The sequence below is a fragment of the Falsiroseomonas oryzae genome (assembly GCF_027856955.1).
Lineage (GTDB): Bacteria > Pseudomonadota > Alphaproteobacteria > Acetobacterales > Acetobacteraceae > Falsiroseomonas > Falsiroseomonas oryzae.
This window is the reverse complement of sequence record NZ_JAPSMD010000078.1, coordinates 1-16,912: the sequence shown is the minus strand read 5'-3', so window position 1 is coordinate 16,912 and position 16,912 is coordinate 1. Positions and strand designations below refer to the sequence as shown.

Annotated in this window: 13 protein-coding genes; all 13 read left to right on the top strand. The window is 73.1% G+C overall.

The window, feature by feature from the left end:
• Positions 1-1,286, top strand: a 1,286-nt coding sequence (locus OZN99_RS10585) for an NADH-ubiquinone oxidoreductase-F iron-sulfur binding region domain-containing protein (RefSeq protein ID WP_270935181.1), incomplete at its 5' end; no start/stop codon positions are given.
• The gene (fdhF, locus tag OZN99_RS10580) at positions 1,283-4,021 is read left to right on the top strand and encodes a formate dehydrogenase subunit alpha (protein WP_270935180.1); all 2,739 of its coding nucleotides are present in this window, start codon (positions 1,283-1,285) and stop codon (positions 4,019-4,021) included. The genes OZN99_RS10585 and fdhF, both read left to right, overlap by 4 nt.
• A 19-nt stretch (positions 4,022-4,040) precedes the next feature.
• Positions 4,041-4,919 (top strand): phosphonopyruvate hydrolase, encoded by an 879-nt coding sequence (locus tag OZN99_RS10575; RefSeq protein ID WP_270935179.1) that lies wholly within the window; start codon positions 4,041-4,043, stop codon positions 4,917-4,919.
• 377 nt (positions 4,920-5,296) lie between these two features.
• A complete protein-coding gene (locus tag OZN99_RS10570; RefSeq protein WP_270935178.1) occupies positions 5,297-6,337 on the top strand; it encodes an ABC transporter substrate-binding protein in 1,041 nt (346 codons plus the stop codon).
• Positions 6,338-6,351: 14 nt separating this feature from the next.
• Positions 6,352-7,821 (top strand): NAD(P)-binding domain-containing protein, encoded by a 1,470-nt coding sequence (locus OZN99_RS10565; protein WP_270935177.1) that lies wholly within the window; start codon positions 6,352-6,354, stop codon positions 7,819-7,821.
• 10 nt (positions 7,822-7,831) lie between these two features.
• A complete protein-coding gene (locus tag OZN99_RS10560; RefSeq protein WP_270935176.1) occupies positions 7,832-9,307 on the top strand; it encodes a 4-hydroxyphenylacetate 3-hydroxylase family protein in 1,476 nt (491 codons plus the stop codon).
• Positions 9,304-10,470: an amidase gene (locus OZN99_RS10555; protein WP_270935175.1), complete on the top strand. Its 1,167-nt coding sequence runs from the start codon at positions 9,304-9,306 to the stop codon at positions 10,468-10,470. Before OZN99_RS10560 ends, OZN99_RS10555 begins: the two co-directional genes overlap by 4 nt.
• Positions 10,467-11,369 (top strand): polysaccharide deacetylase family protein, encoded by a 903-nt coding sequence (locus tag OZN99_RS10550; protein ID WP_270935174.1) that lies wholly within the window; start codon positions 10,467-10,469, stop codon positions 11,367-11,369. Before OZN99_RS10555 ends, OZN99_RS10550 begins: the two co-directional genes overlap by 4 nt.
• On the top strand, positions 11,366-12,349 hold the full coding sequence (locus OZN99_RS10545; RefSeq protein WP_270935173.1) for a substrate-binding domain-containing protein: 984 nt from the start codon (positions 11,366-11,368) through the stop codon (positions 12,347-12,349). The genes OZN99_RS10550 and OZN99_RS10545 overlap by 4 nt, the downstream gene beginning before the upstream one ends.
• A gap of 2 nt (positions 12,350-12,351) precedes the next feature.
• Entirely contained in the window at positions 12,352-13,380 is a 1,029-nt protein-coding gene (locus OZN99_RS10540; protein WP_270935172.1) for a DUF5591 domain-containing protein, read from the top strand.
• Position 13,381: 1 nt separating this feature from the next.
• Entirely contained in the window at positions 13,382-14,854 is a 1,473-nt protein-coding gene (locus OZN99_RS10535) for an amidohydrolase family protein (protein ID WP_270935171.1), read from the top strand.
• Positions 14,851-15,735 (top strand): polysaccharide deacetylase family protein, encoded by an 885-nt coding sequence (locus OZN99_RS10530; protein WP_270935170.1) that lies wholly within the window; start codon positions 14,851-14,853, stop codon positions 15,733-15,735. The genes OZN99_RS10535 and OZN99_RS10530 overlap by 4 nt, the downstream gene beginning before the upstream one ends.
• Positions 15,736-15,742: 7 nt before the next feature.
• Positions 15,743-16,912, top strand: a 1,170-nt coding sequence (locus OZN99_RS10525; protein ID WP_270935169.1) for an amidohydrolase family protein, incomplete at its 3' end; no start/stop codon positions are given.

Sequence of the window (16,912 nt, the reverse complement as noted above, 5' to 3'; positions counted from 1 at the left end):
GCGTGGTGGCGGCGCCCTGCATGGGGGCGTGTCACCAGGCGCCGGCCTGCGCGGTGGGCCATGCGCAGGTCCCGCATGCGAGCGTCGGGCGCGTGGCCCGCGCCATCGCCGCGCCGGAATTGACGGCCGCCCCACCCACCCTGGCCGACTATCGCGCACGGGGCGGCTACGCCACGCTCGCCGCGGCGCTGGCCGGCGATATCACGCCCGAGGCGATGCTGGCGCGCGTCCAGGCGTCCGGGCTGCGCGGGCTCGGCGGCGCCGGGTTCCCGAGCTGGCGCAAATGGCAGCTGGTGCGCAGCCAGCCCGGGCCTCGGCACCTCGTGGTCAACGCAGACGAGGGCGAGCCCGGCACCTTCAAGGATCGCCACTGCCTGGAGACGGAGCCGCACCGCGTGCTGGAAGGCATGCTGCTGGCTGCGCAGGCGGTGGGCGCGGAGGCGTGCTGGATCTACCTGCGCGACGAATACCCGCATCTGCGCCACGGCCTGGAACGCGAGATCGCGGCGGTCGCGCAGGCCGGGCTGGCGCGCCTGCCGATCCACCTGCGCCGCGGCGCCGGGGCCTACATCTGCGGCGAGGAGACGGCGCTGCTGGAAAGCCTGGAGGGCCGCCGCGGCTATCCGCGCCACAAGCCGCCCTTCCCCGGCGAGGCCGGCCTGTTCGGCCGGCCCACGCTGATCCACGGCGTGGAGACGCTGTGGTTCCTGCCGCGCATCCTCGGCTCCGACGCCGGCGCGGCGGACCATGCCGCGCAGGGGCGGCGCGGCCGCAGCGGGATGCGCGTCTTCTCCGTCTCCGGCCGCGTGCGCGATCCTGGCGCGAAGCTCGCGCCCGCGGGCATCTCGGCGCGCGAGCTGATCGAGGAACATGCGGGCGGCATGCTGCCGGGGCATCGCTTCGCGGCCTATCTGCCGGGCGGCGCCTCCGGGGGCATCCTGCCGGCGAGCCTCGGCGACCTGCCGCTCGATTTCGGCACGCTGGAGCCGCTCGGCTGCTTCGTCGGCTCGGGGGCGGTGGTGGTGCTCTCGGACCAGGACGATCTTGCGGAGGCCGCGCGCAACCTGCTGCGCTTCTTCCGCGACGAGAGCTGCGGGCAATGCACGCCCTGCCGCGTCGGTACGGCGAAGGCGGCGCGGCTGCTGGACGCGCCGCGCTGGAATCGCGCGCTGCTGGAGGAACTGGCGCAGGCCATGGCCGACGGCTCGATCTGCGGGCTGGGCCAGGCCGCGATGAACCCGGTGCGCGCCCTGCTGCGCCACTTCCCCGCGGAGACGATCCCATGAGCGTCCGCTTCACGCTGGACGGCCAGGAGGTGGAGGCCGCGCCGGGCGAGACGATCTGGCAGGTGGCGACGCGGCTCGGCACCGAGGTGCCGCATCTCTGCCATCTGGAGCGGCCGGGCTACCGGCCCGACGGCAATTGCCGCGCCTGCCTGGTGGAGGTCGCGGGCGAGCGCGTGCTCGCGGCCTCCTGCATCCGGAAGCCCGCTGCGGGGATGCAGGTGCGCACCGCCACGGACCGCGTGCGGCACGCCCGGCGCATGGTGTTCGAGCTGCTGCTGGCCGACCAGCCCGGCGCCGCGGCGCGGGATGCCACCGGCGGCTTCGCGCGCTGGGCCGGACGCCTCGGCCTGCAGGAGAGCCGCTTCCCGCCCGAACCCGCAGGACCCGCGCCGGATTCCAGCCATCCGGCCATGCTGGTGCAGCTGGATGCCTGCATCCAGTGCGGGTTGTGCGAACGCGCCTGCCGCGAGGTGCAGCACAACGACGTCATCGGCTTCGCGCATCGCGGCATCGCCGCGCAGGTGGTGTTCGACGCGGCGCTGCCGATGGGCGAGAGCAGCTGCGTCGCCTGCGGCGAATGCGTGCAGGCCTGCCCGACCGGGGCGCTGCTGCCGAAATCGGTGGTGCAGGACGGCGCGCGCATCCAGGCGGAGGAACGCGTCGTGCCCTCCGTCTGCCCCTATTGCGGCGTCGGCTGCCAGGTGGACTTCCATGTGCGCGACGACGCGATCGTGGAGGTGACGGGGCGCGACGGCCCGTCCAACCAGGGCCGGCTCTGCGTGAAGGGGCGCTTCGGCTTCGACTACGTGCGCCACCGCGACCGGCTGACCGTGCCGCTGGTGCGGCGCGAGGGCGCGACGAAGGATCCCGCCGATTGCGACGACCCGACCGCCGCGCGCGCGAAGTTCCGCGAGGCGAGCTGGGAGGAGGCGCTGGCCCGCGCCGCCGACGGGCTGCGCCGCATCCGCGACACGCGCGGGCCCAACGCGCTGGCCGGCTTCGGCTCGGCGAAGGGGTCCAACGAGGAGGCCTATCTGTTCCAGAAGCTCGTGCGCACGGGCTTCGGCACCAACAACGTGGACCACTGCACGCGGCTCTGCCACGCCGCCTCCGTCGCGGCGCTGATCGAGGGCATCGGCAGCGGCGCCGTGACGGCGCCCTTCACCGCGGCGCTCGACGCGGAGGTGGTGCTGGTGATCGGCGCGCGGCCGACGGAGAACCACCCGGTCGCCGCCACCTTCCTCAAGGAAGCCGCGACGCGCGGGACGCAGCTTGTCGTGATGGATCCACGCGGCACCGGGCTGGACCGGCACGCGACGGAGGTGGTGCGTTTCACGCCGGGTCGCGATGTGCCGCTGCTGAACGCCATGCTGCACGTGATCGTCGCGGAGGGGCTGCACGACCGGCAATACGTCGCCGCCCACACCGAGGATTTCGAGCGCCTGCGCGACCACGTCGCCGCGCTGACGCCGGAGGCGATGGCGCCGCTCTGCGGGGTGCCGGCCGAGCAGATCCGCCGTGTCGCGCGGCTCTACGCGCGGGCGCGCAGCGCGCTGATCCTGTGGGGCATGGGCATCAGCCAGTCCACGCACGGCACCGACAATGCGCGCTGCCTGATCGCGCTGGCGCTGCTCTGCGGCCAGGTCGGACGGCCCGGCACGGGGCTGCATCCGCTGCGGGGGCAGAACAACGTGCAGGGCGCCTCCGACGCCGGGCTGATCCCCATGTCCTTCCCCGACTACCACCCGGTGCGGGAGGATGCGACGCGCCACCGGCTGGAAGCGCTGTGGGACGCGAGGCTGGACCCGGAGCCCGGGCTCACTGTGGTGGAGATCATGCAGGCGATGGAACGCGGGGAGATCGCCGGCATGTACATCATGGGCGAGAACCCCGCGATGTCGGATCCCGACCTCACCCATGCGCGCGCCGGACTGGCGAGGCTGGACCACCTGGTCGTGCAGGACATCTTCCTGACCGAGACGGCGGCGCTGGCCGATGTGGTGCTGCCGGCCTCTGCCTGGCCCGAGAAGGACGGCACGGTGACCAACACCAACCGCCAGGTGCAGATGGGCCGCACGGCGCTGCCCCTGCCCGGCCAGGCGCGGCAGGACCTCGGCATCATCGTGGAGATCGCGCGCCGCCTCGGCCTGCGCTGGGACTACGCGCATCCGCGCGAGGTCTTCGCGGAGATGACGCAGGCCATGCCGAGCCTGGCGAACATCACCTGGGACCGCCTGCTGCGCGAGGACAGCGTGACCTACCCCTGCCACGCACCCGACGCCCCGGGCGAGGCGATCGTCTTCGGCGACCGCTTCCCGACCGCGACGGGTCGCGGGCGGCTGGTGCCGGCCGGGCTCTCCGATCCCGCCGAGATGCCGGACGACGACTTCCCCTTCGTGCTGACCACGGGGCGCGAGCTCGAGCACTGGCACACCGGCGCGATGACGCGCCGTGCCGCGACGCTGGACGCGCTGCAGCCCGGGCCGACCGCGTCGCTGGCGGCGGCCGACCTGCGGCGCCTGGGGCTGGAAGCGGGCGACCGCGTACGCCTCTCCACACGGCGCGGCACGGTGGAGTTGCTGGCGCGCGCCGATCCCGGCCTACCGGAAGGCCTTGTCTTCCTGCCATTCGCGTATCACGAGGCCGCGGCAAACCTGCTGACCAACCCGCAGCTGGATCCCTTCGCCCACATTCCCGAGTTCAAGTACTGCGCCGTGCGCGTGGAGCCGGCCTGATCGGTCGCGAGGAGGCAGGATGGGCCAGGACAATTCCCGCGCGGCGGCGTTGCGCGCGCGGCTGGACGTGCGGCGGCCGGCGCTGGCGATGGCCGCGCACAACCCGCTGGCGGCGAAGCTGGCCGCGGAGGCCGGCTTCGACGCGATCTGGGGCAGCGGGTTCGAGCTCTCTGCCTCCCACGCCGTGCCCGATGCCAGCATCCTGCCGATGGGCACGCATCTCGCCATGATGCGCGCCATCGCCGAGGTGCAGGACGCGCCGATCATCGCCGACGTGGACACCGGCTTCGGCAATGCCGTGAACGTCGCCTACGCCATGCCGCAGTACGCGGCCGCGGGCGTCGCCGCCGTGGTGATCGAGGACAAGACCTTCCCCAAGGACAGCAGCCTGCGCGCCGGCGGGCGGCAGGAGCTGGTGCCGGTCGGCGAATTCCAGGGCAAGCTGGAGGCCGCCAGGGCGCATGGCGGCGGAATGCTGGTGATCGCGCGCACGGAGGCGCTGATCGCCGGCCTGGGCGAGCGCGAGGCGCTGGCACGGGGCGCCGCCTATGCCGAGGCCGGGGCCGATGCGGTGCTGGTCCACAGCAAGCAGAAGACGCCGGACGAGGTGCTGTCCTTCTGCCGAGCCTGGCTGGGGACCGTGCCGCTGGCCCTGGTGCCGACCAGCTATCCCGATCTGTCCTTCGCGGAGATCACGGCGCTCGGGAAGGTCGGCCTCGTCATCTGCGGCAACCATGCGATCCGCGCCGCCGTCGCGGCGATGCGCGACACCTTCCGCCGCATCCTGGCGGAGGGTGGCATCGCCGGAGTGGAAGGCGGGATCGCGACCGTCGCGGACGTCTTCGCACTGCAAGGCGACGCCGGCATGCGGGAGATCGAGCGCCGCTACCTGCGCTGACGCGCGGCGACGCCGGCGCCTGCCCCCGTCGCGGCGGCGCTGCGGCCTTGCGCACGCCTTTTGCGCAGCCTTGCCGCGGCCTGCCCAGGAAAGCGGCATCTGCGGTCCGGGCGGGACAATTTCGGCACGCTTCGCTCTCGCGACCCACCGCCGGCTTGGTAGGCTGACGCTGCTCTGGTGATCCGGAAATCCGGGCCTGGGCGACATCCATGTGCCGCTGACGGCCCACGCGGCCGCGCAGCCCAACGTCGCCGTGAAGCCTTGCACGCATCCCTTCCCACGAGAGCCCGACCGCACATCCCGCTGGCCGCCGCACGCACGACCGTGCCGGCGCGCCGCGCCGCTCCGCGGGATCCTGCCCTGACACGGAGGTGCCGATGACCCGCCTTTCCCGCCGCAGCGCGCTGCTTCTGGGCAGCGGGGCGCTGGCCGTGCCGCTCGCCCGCCCCGCCCTCGCGCAGCGCCGGCAGATCCGCTTCATGCTGGACTGGACGCCGCTGGCGCATCACGCGGCCTGGTTCCTCGCGGCGGACCGCGGCTACTTCGCGCGCGAAGGGCTGCAGGTGGACATCCAGCGCGGCTACGGATCGGGCGACGTGGTGACGAAGATCGCCGCCGGCGCGGCCGATTTCGGCTTCGGCGACCCGGGCGCGATCGTCAAGCACAATGCCGACAATCCCGGCCGTGCGGTGGTGAACGTCTACCAGTATTTCGACCGTACGCTCGCCGCCGTGGTGACTCTGGCCAGCCGCGGCATCGAGCGGCCGGCGGACCTGCGCGGCAAGCGGCTGGCGGCGCCGGTGGGCGATGCCGGGCGCACGCTGTTCCCTGCCTTCGCCCGCGCCAACGGCCTGTCGCCGAACGACGTCAGCTGGATCACGGTGGCACCCCCGCTGCGCGAGCCGATGCTGCACCGGGGCGAGGCCGACGCGATCACCGCCTTCGTCTCCTCAGCCTTCTTCGTGCTGCAGACCCTCGGCGCCCGGCCAGCCGACATCCGGATGTTCCGCTACAACGACCATGGCGTGGACATCTACGGCAACGGGCTGCTGACCACGGCCGACTACGCGCAGCGCGACCCCGGCGTGGTGCGCGCGCTGGTGCGGGCGACGATCGCGGGGCTGCGGGATTCCATCACCGACCCCGCTGCCGCCGTCGCCGCGATCCGCGCGCGGGAGCCGCTGACCGACCAGGCGCTGGAGAATGCGCGCTTCGCCTTCACCATGCGCGATGTCGTGCTGACACCGGCGGTCGCCGCCAACGGCACCGGCCATGTCGATCCGGCCCGCGCGCGCGCCATGGTGGCCATCGTCGCGGAGGCCTTCGGCGTCACCACGCCCCCCGCGGTGGACAGCTTCATGCGCACCGACTTCCTGCCGCCCCAGGCCGACCGGATGCTGCCGACGCTGGGGAGCTGAGGGCGGCCCGGACGATGGACGTGCTTCCACCGCAGCGCCTGCTGCCGCTGCCCGACGCCGAGGCGCGGCTCGCGCAGCTTGCCCAGCGCGCCGCCTGGGACCTGGCGACGCTGAGCTACCCCGCGCGTCCCTGGGTACGCCCGGTCTTGCGCGCCGAGGGCCATGTGCACGACGTCGCCATCGTCGGCGCCGGGCAGCATGGCGTCGCGACGGCCTTCGCCCTGCGGCTCTCCGCGGTGCGGGACGTCGTGCTGCTGGACCAGGCCGCACCCGGCGCGGCGGGGATCTGGCGGCGCTTCGCGCGGATGGAGACGCTGCGCACACCGAAGCATGTGACCGGCCCGGAGCTCGGCTTCGCCTCGCTCTCCGTGCGCGCCTGGTTCGAGGCGCGCTACGGCGCGCCGGCCTGGGCCGCCCTGGGCAAGATCGCGCGGGAGGACTGGCACGACTACCTGGCCTGGCTGACCGCGCGGATGGACCTGACGGTGGATCATGGCTGGCGCGTCGCCGCGATAGCGCCCCGCGACGCGCAGGTGATCGCGCTGCAGGCCGTCTCCGCGGACGGCGCAGGCCGCACGGTGCTGGCGCGTCATGTCGTGCTGGCAACGGGCATGGACGGCAACGGCGCCTGGGCGGTGCCGGACATCGTCGCCCGCGGCCTGCCGCGCGACCGCTATGCCCACACCGCGGAGCCGATCGACTTTGCCGCCCTGGCCGGGCGCCGCGTGGTCGTGGTCGGGGCGGGCGCCTCGGCCTTCGACAATGCGGCGACGGCGCTGGAACACGGCGCCGCGCGGGTGGACCTGCTGGCGCGCCGCGCGGCCCTGCCGCGCGCGAACCCGAACCGCTGGATCGAGTTCGCCGGCTTCCTGCAGCACTATGCCGACCTGCCGGACGCGCTGAAGTGGCGCTACATGCACAGCCTGTTCACGCTGAGCCAGCCGCCGCCGCAGGAGACATGGGACCGCTGCGCCGCGCATCCGCAGTTCCACGTGCATCTCGGCGCGCCGCTTGAGGCGGTGGGCCTGGACGGCGGCGCCATCCGGCTGGACACGCCGCGCGGCCGCTTCGAGGCCGACTTCCTGATCCTCGGCACCGGCCTGGTGGTGGACCTCGCGCGCCGGCCGGAGCTGGCCGAGGTCGCGCGCCATGCCGCGCTGTGGCGCGACGTCTACGCGCCGCCCCCCGGACTGGCGCATGCGACCGTCGCCGGCTTCCCCTATCTCGGCCCCGACTGCGCCTTCACCTCGCGCACGCCGGACGGTGCGTGGGTGCGGCGCGTGCGCACGGTCTCGCTCGGCTCGCTCGTCAGCACCGTCTCCTCCGCCGGCATCTCCATGCTGCGTCCGACGGTGGAGCGGATCGCGCGCGGCATCGTACGCGACCTGTTCCTGGAACAGGCGGAGGCTGACCACGCCCGCCTGCTCGCCTACGATGAGCGGGAGCTCGTCTCCCTCCGCCTCGCCTCCGACCCCAGCAGCTGAGGACGTCGCCATGATCAAGGACGCCGAGGCCCATCTGCGCAGCCTGCGCGACGGCCGCACGGTGCTGATCGACGGGCGCCGCGTGGCGGATGTCACGACCGACCCCGCCTTCGCCGGGGCCGTCGCCTCCGCCGCCGCACTCTACGGCCACCAGGTCGCGCATGCCGAGGAGATGACCTTCGAAAGCCCGACCGCGCCGGGCCGCCGCGTGAACCTGGCCTGGATGAGTCCGCGCAACCATGCGGAACTGGTGACCCGGCGGCGCGCGATGGAACGCTGGGCGGAGCTGTCCTGCGGCATGATGGGCCGCTCGCCCGACCATGTCGCCTCCACCTTCGTCGGCTTCATGGCCGGGCTGCATGTCTGGCAGGAGTACGACAAGCGGCGCGCCGCCGCGCTGGAGGACTATTTCCGCTTCATCCGCGACGCGGACCACTGGGTTGCCTACGTCATCATCAACCCGCAGGCCGACAAGGCGAAGCAGGCCAAGGACCAGCCGGGCGGCGACCTGGTCGCGCGCGTGGTTGACGAGGACGCGCAGGGCATCACCATCCGCGGCGCCAAGATGCTGGCCACCGCGGGCGTGATGGCGAACGAGCTGATGGTCAGCGGCATCGTCGCGCTGCAGCCGGGCGACGAGCCCTATGCCTTCACCGCCGTCACGCCGATGGCGACGAAGGGCGTGAAGATGCATTCCCGCCGCAGCTACGAGGCGGCATCCGGCACCGTATTCGACTATCCGCTCGCCGCCCGCTTCGACGAGAACGACGCGGTGGTGTTCTTCGACGACGTGACGATCCCGTGGGAGCGGGTGCTCGTGCACCGCGACCTGCGCATGATGCAGGCGCAATGGCATGAGACGCGCGCGCATGTGATGCAGAACTACCAGTGCATCGTGCGGCTGGCGGTGAAGCTGCGGTTCCTGCTGGGCCTGGCGCACAAGGTGGCGGAGACCAACGGCATCCTCGGCTTCCCGCAGACGCGGGAGACGCTGGGCCTGCTGGCGGCCAAGGCCTCCAACATCGAGGCGCTGGTGATCGCCATGGAGGCCGCAGGCGAGGATTTCCACGGCACCTTCGTGCCCGACCGCCGCCTGCTGGTCGCCGCGCAGACCGTGGCGCAGACCACCTATCCCGAATTCGTCGAAGCCATCCGACTGCTGTCGGGCGGCGGGCTGATCATGGTGCCGTCCTCGGCGGCGGATTTCGACGGCGGCGAGACGGAAGCGCTGATCCACGCCGCGCAACGCTCCCCTGCCACGGACTCGCTCGGGCGCGTGAAGCTGATGAAGCTGGCCTGGGACGCCATCGGCTCGGAATTCGGCTCGCGCCACCTGCAATACGAGATGTTCTACTCCGGCCCGCAATTCGCCATCCGCGGCAATTCCTACCGCTTCCACGACTGGTCAGGCCCACGCGGCATGGTGGAGCGCTTCATGGACAGCTACGGCCTTCCTCGCGCGGCGGTCCGGGACGCGGCGGAATGACGCCGGAAGCCGTCCGCGCCAGCGCCTTCGTCGCGCATGGGGCGGTGACGCTGCCCGGTGCCGCGCAGGGCCCGCTGGCGGGGCTGACCTTCGCGGCGAAGGACCTGTTCGACGTGGTCGGCACGAAGGCGGGCTGGGGCAACCCGGACCGCCTCGCGGAGGCGCCGGTGGCACTGACCACGGCCAGCGCGCTGCTGCCGCCGCTGGCGGCGGGCGCGACGCTGGTCGGCAAGACGCACACCGACGAGCTGGCCAGCGGGATGTTCGGCGAGAACCCGCATTACGGCCCGCCGATCAATCCGCGCGCGCCGGATCGCGTGCCCGGCGGATCCTCCTCCGGCTCCGCGGCCGCGGTCGCGGCGGGGCTCTGCGACTTCGCTTTCGGCACGGACACCGGTGGATCGGTCCGCGTACCCGCCAGCTTCTGCGGCCTGTTCGGCATCCGCACCACGCATGGCCGCGTCTCCACGGCCGGTCTCATGCCGATGGCGCCGAGCTTCGATACGGTCGGCTGGTTCGCCCGCGAAGCTGCACTGCTGCGCCGGATCGGAGCGCTCTACTTCGGCACGGCACCGGCATCGCCGCGCCTGCTGCTGGCGGAGGACGCCTTCGCCATCTGCACGCCGGAGGTCGGGGCGGCGCTGCGCGGCGCTGCGGCGCGTCTCGGTGCCGCGCGATCCGTAACGCTCTATGCCGAGGGCATCCCGCACTGGCTGGACACATTCCGCCCTTTGCAGCTCGGCGAGCTCTGGGCGACGCATGGCACCTGGGCAAGCGTGCCGGGCCGCCGCCTCTCGCCCCTGGTCGCGGAGCGCATGTTGCTCGCCGGCCAGGTACCCGCCGCGGCGATCGCCGCCGCCTGGGTCGCGCGGGAGGCGCTTGCTGCGCGGCTGCACGACCTGCTCGGCAGCGACGGGCTGCTGGTGATCCCGACGGCGCATGACCTGCCGCCAAAGGTGGGCGCTCCGGTGGCGGACCAGATCGCCTTTCGCGACCGCACCCTGGCCCTGACCTGCGTGGCGAGCCTGTGCCGGCTGCCGCAGGTCAACCTGCCGGCGGGCACGGTGGAGGGCATCCCGCTCGGTCTCTCGCTCATCGGCCCGCCGCATTCCGACGCGATGCTGCTGGCCGCAGCCGAGACGCTGGCGCCCGCGCTGGCATGACGCCGCCGCGCGACTTCGTGGGCTATGCCGGACGGACGCCCGACGTCACCTGGCCGAATGGGGCCCGCCTGGCCCTGGTGATCGTGCTGAACATCGAGGAAGGCGCGGAACCTTCGATCCCGGATGGCGACCCGGCGACCGAACTCGCGCTGACGGACGGCATCGCGGGCGAGGTGGCGCCCGGCACGCGCGACCTGCTGGCGGAGAGCCTGTTCGAGTACGGCGCGCGGGCCGGCGTGTGGCGCATCTGGCAAGAGGCGGAGGCACGCGGCCTGGCACTTACGCTCTCCTGCTGCGGCCGCGCGCTGGAGCGGAACGCGCCGCTGGCGGCGGCCATCCGCGCGCATCCCCGGCACGAGGTGCAGGCGCATGGATACGGCTTCCGGCGCCACTGGACGCTGACCGAGGCCGAGCAGGAGGCCGACGTGGCGCAGGCCGTGGCCAGCCTGGAGGCGACAACGGGACGCCGGCCGCTCGGCTGGCAGAGCCGCTACGCGCCGAGCCTCGCGACGCGGCGCATCCTGAAGCGGCACGGCTTCCTCTACGACGCCGATTTCTACGCCGAGGACCTGCCCTGCTGGACCACGGTGTACGGCGCGCCGCACCTGATGATGCCGCACAGCTTCGTGCTGAACGACAACCGCCTGGCGACCGCGAAGCTTGGCACGGCGGACGATTTCCTCGCGCAGCTTGCCGCCGCCTTCCGCGTGCTGCGCGACGAGGCGCGGGCGGCCACGCGGATGATGGTGGTGAGCCTGCACGCCCGCGTCACCGGCCAGCCCGCGCGCTTCGATGCGCTGCGCCGCTTCCTGGACCTGCTCGGCGATGCGCCGGAGGTCTGGCAGGCCACGCGGCTCGCTGCCGCGCGCCACTGGATGGAGAAGGTGCCTGCCCCATGACCGAGACGCTGCGCCTGACCATCGGCGCCTCCGACTGCGACAGGCTGCGCGCGCTGGCGGAGGGCACCGTGCCAATCGCCGGCGTGACGCCCGAGGTCACCGTGATGCCGCTGCAGCCGCTGTTCAACCTGCAGATGACGACGCACCGCTTCGACTGCACGGAATTCCCCATCGCGACCTGGCTGCGCCATTTCGACAGGGCGCGGCAGGACTATGTGGGCATCCCCGTCTTCCCCTCGCGCCACTTCCGCTTCTCCTGCGTCTTCGTGAACAAGGCGAAGGGACTCACGAAGCCGACGGACCTGGCCGGGCGGCGCGTCGGCACGATGGTCTGGGACATGGCCGCCGCGGTCTGGCTGCGCGGCATCTTCGCCGAGCATCACGGGTTGCCGGTGGACGCGCCGATCTACGTCACCGCCGGCGCGGAGGCGCCGCGCGCCGGCGACGACCATCCGCAATTCTACCCGCCCGGCATCCGCGTGGAGCAGGTGACCGACCGATCCCTGTCGCGCATGCTGGCGGATGGCGAGATCGACGCGCTCTACACCGCCCGCGCGCCTTCGACCTACTTCACCGAACCGGACAAGGTCGGCCGGCTCTTCGCCGATCCCATGGCCGCCGAACTCGAGCATTTCCGCAGGACCGGCATCTATCCGCCGATGCACCTGGTCGCTGTGAAGTCGCACCTGGTCGAGGCCAATCCCTGGCTGCCGCGCGCGCTGTTCGACGCCTTCGCGGAAAGCCAGCGCCAGGCAAGGCTGCGGCTGCACGACAGCGCGACGCTCGCCGTCGGGCTGCCCTGGCTGGCGCAGCACCTCGAGGAGACGGAGCGGCTCTTGGGCGAGGATTTCTGGTCCGTGGGCTTCGCGAAGAACCGGCACATGTTCGCCACGCTGATCCGCTACATGCGCGCCGAAGGCCTGCTGCAACGCGACCTGGCGCCGGAGGAGCTGTTCCCCGCCTCGCTGCTGGAGACCTGAGCATGGTCACAACCGACGACCGCGCGCAGCGCCTGCGCGAATCCGCCGCGAAGTATCGCCCGCCCTTCGTGCTGGACCCGACGCTCGCGCTGTATTGCCCGCAGGACAATGTCGATGCGCTGGATCATCCGGCGATCCGGGCCTGGTTCGACTTTGTCCTGAAGGACTACCAGCCCTCGCTGCCCCCGGCGTCGCGCCGCATCCTGCTGCTGCTGCCCTGCACGGCGACCAAGCCCTACATCCTCTCGACCGAGCATCGCCGCATCAACGCCGCGCTGCTGGCCGCCGGCTTCGCGCCCACCGCACCGGCCGACCCCATGCTGCTGCCGCTGCGAGAGGCAGACGAGCCCGAGGCGCTGTTCAGCCTGGCGCCGCTGCTGCATCCCTCCGGCACGGTAGTGCACCGCGCCGTCATCTCGGAGCCGCTCGGGCTCGTGCCCTACGAGCACATGCTGCGCTATCCCGGCGGTGTCTCGCCGGCCGTGCAATACGACGATCCGGGCCTGTTCGAGGAGCGCGGCAATGCCGTCTCGCCCTGGCGGCCGGACTGCACCGCGACGCGAATCTCCGCCACGCGCTGGGCTTGGGGGCCGAACGAGAAGCGCGCCTATGTCGCCATGCACAACGCGATGGCGGAGGTGGTGGCGAAGGCGCTGACGCGCTTCGGCGGTCTCTACACGCAGCGCATCTCCTGGGTCGCGCCGGGTCTGACGCACCGTTCCTTCGTCGTCGCGCGCGCGGAACGCGCGGCGCACGGCATCGCCGCAACCAGGTTGGCGGGCGGCGAGCGCCTGGCGCTGGTCGGATCGAACGACCTGCTGCCGGCGGAGGCCCGCATCACGGCCCTGCCGACCCGGCCGCAATGCCAGGCCGCGCTGCAGCGGCTGGCCGCGCGTCTCGGCATCACGACCAAGGCGGCAGCGGGCCCCTTCGGCCGGGGTGGCGGCGGCGCGACGCCGCTGGCCCTGCCCGAACTGCTCGAGGACCTTATCGCGGAGTTGCTGCCGCCGGCGCTCGCCGGCGCGGCGTGAGATGGGCGCGACGCTCCTCCGCGCCGCGACGCTGATCCCGGGCGGCGAGGCGCCGCCGGAAAGCCCGGGACGGGTGCTGGTCGAGCACGGCAGCGTCGTCGCCACCGGTGACGCGGCGGAGGGCACGGCAGCGGAAGCGCTCGATCTCGGCGCCTTGGTGCTGCTGCCCGGCTTCGTCAATGCGCACCAGCACGGGCGCGGGCTGTCGCAGGCGCAGCTCGGCTATCGCGACGACCGGCTGGAAGCCTGGGGCAACCGGCGTCGCCGGCGCGGCGCGCCGGATGCCTTCCCGCTGGTGCAGCTCGCCGCGCTGCGCATGCTCGCCAACGGCGTCACGGCCTGCCTGCACGCCAACTGGTCCTATGGCGGCGACCAGGCGGAGGAGGTCGAGACGGTGCTGCGCGCCTACGACGCCACCGGCATACGCGCCGCGGTGATGCTCGGCGTCGCCGATCGCGGCGCGCTGGTTTATCCTGGCACGGTGGACGAGGCCACGTTCCTGGCCGGCCTCGATCCTGCGCTGCGCGAACTGGCGCTGAGCCTGCGCCGGCATCCCTTCCCGGGCACGGCCGAAGCGGCAGTCGCGGCCTTCGACAGCCTCGCCGCGCGCTGGCGCGACCATCCGCGCCTCTCCCTTGGCTTTGGGCCGGCCGGCCCGCAATGGGTCAGCGACGCGCTGTTCGCCGATATCGCGGCCGCCGCGCGCGACCGCCAGGCGCCGCTCCATTTCCACCTGCTGGAAAGCCCGGCGCAGGCCCGCGCTTGCGCGGCGCTCTATCCGGAGGGCACGCTGCGCCGCCTCGCCACGCTGGGCGTGCTCGGCCCGGGCGCCAGCGCGGCGCATGGCGTGTTCCTGACGGGCGAGGACATCGCGCTGATGGCCAAGACCGGCACCACGCTCGTGGCCAATCCCGGCAGCAACCTGCGGCTGGGCTGCGGCGTGCCGGACTATGCGGCGCTGCGCGCGGCGGGCGTACGGCTCGCGCTCGGCGGCGACGATTGCGAGTTGCAGGACGACCGCGATCCCTGGGCGGAGCTGCGCCTGCTGGCCGCACTGGCCGGCAGCCGCGCCACCGCCTCGCCGCCGGCGCCGGGCTGGGCCGAACGCCTGGCGATGGCGACCGAGGCCGGCGCGCATGTGCTGGGCCTGAACGGTCGCATCGGCCGCATCGCGCCGGGCTATGCCGCCGACATCATCGCGCTCGACCCGGCGCCGGCCCGGCATCCCTGGTGCGACCCCGACATGTCGCTGCCCGACCTGCTGATGGCACGCGCCAGCGGCCGCGACGTGCGGATGACCATGGTCGCGGGCCGCGTGCTCTATCGCGACGGTGCCTTCCCCGACCTCGACCTCGCGCAGGTGGAGGCCGCGGCCGTGGCCACCGCGCGCGCCGCGCGCCGCCACCCGAGCCGCGACGGCACGACGGTCGAGGCGCTGGGCCGCGCCCTGCTGGCAGCGTATGACGCGGCATGAGGCAGCACGGACGCTACCCCTACTCGGCCATTGCGCACCGCCCGGCATGGTCCTGGCCGAACGGAGCGCGGCTTGCCGTCTTCGTCGCCGTGAACCTGGAGGCGTTCCCCTTCGCCGAAGGGCTCGGCATTCCGCTGGTCAATCCGCTGCCCGAGCCGGACGTGCAGAATTTCGGCTTCCGCGACTGGGGCAACCGCGTCGGCGTGTGGAACCTGCTCGACGCGCTGGACGAGCACGCCATCCCCGCCGCGGCGCTGCTCAACACCGCCATCTACGACCTGTGCCCGCAGGTTGCCGCGGCCTTCCGCGCGCGCGGCGACGAGTTCGTCGGGCATGGCCGCACCAATGCGGAACGCCAGTCCGACATGGACCAGGAGACGGAGCGCGCCATGATCCTGTCCTGCCGCGACCGCATCGCGCGCGAGGAAGGGGCTGCGCCGCGCGGCTGGATGGGACCCTGGGTCGCGGAAACGCATGTGACGCCGGACCTGCTGGCGGAAGCCGGCTTCGACTACGTGATGGACTGGACGCATGACGACCAGCCGACGCGGCTCGCGACACGCAGCGGGCGCGACCTCGTCGCGGTGCCCTATTCGCGGCCGACCAACGACATCCCCGCCCTGCACGCGGCCAAGTGGCCGCCGGCGTTGTGGGCGGACATGCTCATCGACGCCCTTGAGGAATCCCTCCGCCTTTCGGCGCGCTGGCCGCTCACCTTCAACCTCTCGCTGCATCCCTTCCTGGTCGGGCATCCGTTCCGGCTGAAGCATCTGCGGCGCGTCTTCGCGCGCCTGGCGTCGGAGCGCGACCGCATCTGGCTGTGCCGCCCGGGCGACATCGCAGCACATGCGCGGCATGCCCTGCCGCGGGACGGAGGGTGAGCGCCGCATGAGACCGCTGCTGTTCCGCAACGCCACGCTGATGCCCGGCGGCGCCGACTGGGCGCCGCGGCGAGGCCTTGACGTCCTGCTGGCGGACGGCCGCGTCGCCGCCATCGGCACCGGGCCTGCCACGCCCAACGACGCCGAGACGATCGACGCGACGCGGCTGCTGCTGCTGCCCGCCTTCGCCAACGCGCACACCCATTCCGCCGAGGCGCTGGCGCGCGGCCGCGCGCCGATGGCGCGGCTCGACGAATGGCTCGGCGTGCAATACGCGGAAGGCGAGGATTCGCTGCCCGCCGAGGAAATCCGTCACGCCGTGCTGCTCTGCGCGGCGGAGGCGATCCGCGGCGGGGCGGTGCGCGTCACCGATCATTTCCGCCAGATCCCGCAGACGCGCGAGACGGTCGCCGCCGCCGCCGCGGCCTGGGGCGAGAGCGGCATGCGCGCTCGGGTTGCCGTGATGTTGCGCGACCTCGCCTCGCCATCTGGCCCGCCCTCGATGGACACGCAGGCATGCCTGGTGCTGGCGGAGGCGCTGCTGCGCGCCCCGCCGCCGGGTGCCGCGATCGGGCTCGGGCCGTCGGCGCCGCAGCGCTGCTCGGATGCGCTGCTGGCGGGCCTCGGCGCGCTGGTCCGCGAGCATGGGGGCTTCGTCCACCTGCATGTCTGCGAGACGGCGCTGGACCGCACGCGCTGCCTGGACCGCTATGGCCAGCGGGCCGTCCTGCACCTGGCCGGCCTCGGACTGGCGGGACCACAGGTTGAATACGCGCATTGCGTCCACCTGGAGGATGCCGAGCTGGACTGCATGGCGCGGACGGGCACGATCTTCGTCCACAACCCCATGGCCAACCTGCGCCTCGGCAGCGGCATCGCGCCGGTGGGGCGGGCACTGGCCCGCGGCGTGCGCGTCGCGGTCGGCAGCGACGGCGCCGGCAGCAACGACACGCAGGACATGCTGGAGGCCGCGAAGCTCGCTCTGCTGCTGCCCCGCGTCGGCCGGCCAGAGGCGGAATGGCCGACGCCCGAGCAGGCGCTGGCTATGGCGACGGGTGGCGCCGTGCTCGCCCCCGGCGAGGCCGCCGACCTGCTGGCCGTCGATCTCGGCGCTCCCGCCTTCGTGCGCGCGCAGCCCGCGGAGATCGCCGCCCGGCTGCTGCTGGCGGCGCGGCCG

Excerpts from the sequence above, each read along its gene's own strand:
- fdhF (WP_270935180.1), top strand. The coding sequence starts at position 1,283 with ATGAGCGTCCGCTTCACGCTGGACGGCCAGGAGGTGGAGGCCGCGCCG.
- OZN99_RS10575 (WP_270935179.1), top strand. The coding sequence starts at position 4,041 with ATGGGCCAGGACAATTCCCGCGCGGCGGCGTTGCGCGCGCGGCTGGAC.
- OZN99_RS10570 (WP_270935178.1), top strand. The coding sequence starts at position 5,297 with ATGACCCGCCTTTCCCGCCGCAGCGCGCTGCTTCTGGGCAGCGGGGCG.
- OZN99_RS10565 (WP_270935177.1), top strand. The coding sequence starts at position 6,352 with ATGGACGTGCTTCCACCGCAGCGCCTGCTGCCGCTGCCCGACGCCGAG.
- OZN99_RS10560 (WP_270935176.1), top strand. The coding sequence starts at position 7,832 with ATGATCAAGGACGCCGAGGCCCATCTGCGCAGCCTGCGCGACGGCCGC.
- OZN99_RS10555 (WP_270935175.1), top strand. The coding sequence starts at position 9,304 with ATGACGCCGGAAGCCGTCCGCGCCAGCGCCTTCGTCGCGCATGGGGCG.
- OZN99_RS10550 (WP_270935174.1), top strand. The coding sequence starts at position 10,467 with ATGACGCCGCCGCGCGACTTCGTGGGCTATGCCGGACGGACGCCCGAC.
- OZN99_RS10545 (WP_270935173.1), top strand. The coding sequence starts at position 11,366 with ATGACCGAGACGCTGCGCCTGACCATCGGCGCCTCCGACTGCGACAGG.
- OZN99_RS10540 (WP_270935172.1), top strand. The coding sequence starts at position 12,352 with ATGGTCACAACCGACGACCGCGCGCAGCGCCTGCGCGAATCCGCCGCG.
- OZN99_RS10535 (WP_270935171.1), top strand. The coding sequence starts at position 13,382 with ATGGGCGCGACGCTCCTCCGCGCCGCGACGCTGATCCCGGGCGGCGAG.
- OZN99_RS10530 (WP_270935170.1), top strand. The coding sequence starts at position 14,851 with ATGAGGCAGCACGGACGCTACCCCTACTCGGCCATTGCGCACCGCCCG.